The 694-nt window shown below is 49.1% G+C and carries 1 protein-coding gene; it reads right to left on the bottom strand.

What is annotated here, in order from left to right; translation table 11 throughout:
* Positions 1-130: 130 nt before the first annotated feature.
* Entirely contained in the window at positions 131-355 is a 225-nt protein-coding gene (locus ACL9RI_RS27625; protein WP_422729643.1) for a Wadjet anti-phage system protein JetD domain-containing protein, read from the bottom strand.
* Positions 356-694: the final 339 nt, after the last annotated feature.

Here is a 694-nt window from a genome sequence, read left to right as displayed (position 1 = left end):
TACTGCATCGCCGTTTCCGGTGATCCCTCCGTGCCGCAAACTAGTGCGTCTCATTGGGGAGGCGAACTATAGCAAAGTGCTTTCACAGAAGCAAGGGAAAACAGGCATTTCCATATATTTTATGATCCAGTTAAAACCAGGACATTCTTCCGGCACCCTTCAATCCATCAGGATGGTGCAAGTGTGGCAAGAATGTACGCAGCCGGCCAAGCATAACAAAACCATGGGATCGATATCCCCAGTAGCTAATCTTCTTACCTGGTAGCCAATCGATATCAGCCAGATGCCCGATGCCATAAGCGGCCCTAAAAATCATCATGCCATTCAGTGCACCCAGGAAAACTAAGCCATTCATTTTATTTTCAACAATGAAAACCCCTTCAGGCCCGATATACCGTCATATAGTGGTGGGAATAGCGTATGGGAAAACGTATCGGTGCTGGCGTGGCCGGCAAGCTCCAAGGAGCATCCAACTAACCAGCGCCAGCAGCCTCGATATTGTGATCGCAGCAACAGGCATCGGCTGGCCAAACAACGCCACCAACAATGATTCGACACTGACGACATAAGAAGGCAGCGCGCAGCGCTGCTTTCTTATGGCTTTTGCCTTGTAACTTGCAAAACCGCCAGACGTAAAAAAACCCCAACCGGATCACCGGAAGGGGTTTTTTCGAATAACAAGCCTGACAATAAC

Source organism: Janthinobacterium sp. Mn2066, from assembly GCF_049319705.1.
In the GTDB taxonomy this organism is placed as follows: domain Bacteria; phylum Pseudomonadota; class Gammaproteobacteria; order Burkholderiales; family Burkholderiaceae_D; genus Janthinobacterium.
The sequence above is the reverse complement of the archived record's forward strand: the minus strand, read 5'-3'. Positions and strand labels throughout refer to the sequence as shown.

What these genes read in the sequence shown, in the direction of transcription:
- ACL9RI_RS27625 (WP_422729643.1), bottom strand. Translation starts at nt 355, where the DNA reads ATGAATGGCTTAGTTTTCCTGGGTGCACTGAATGGCATGATGATTTTT.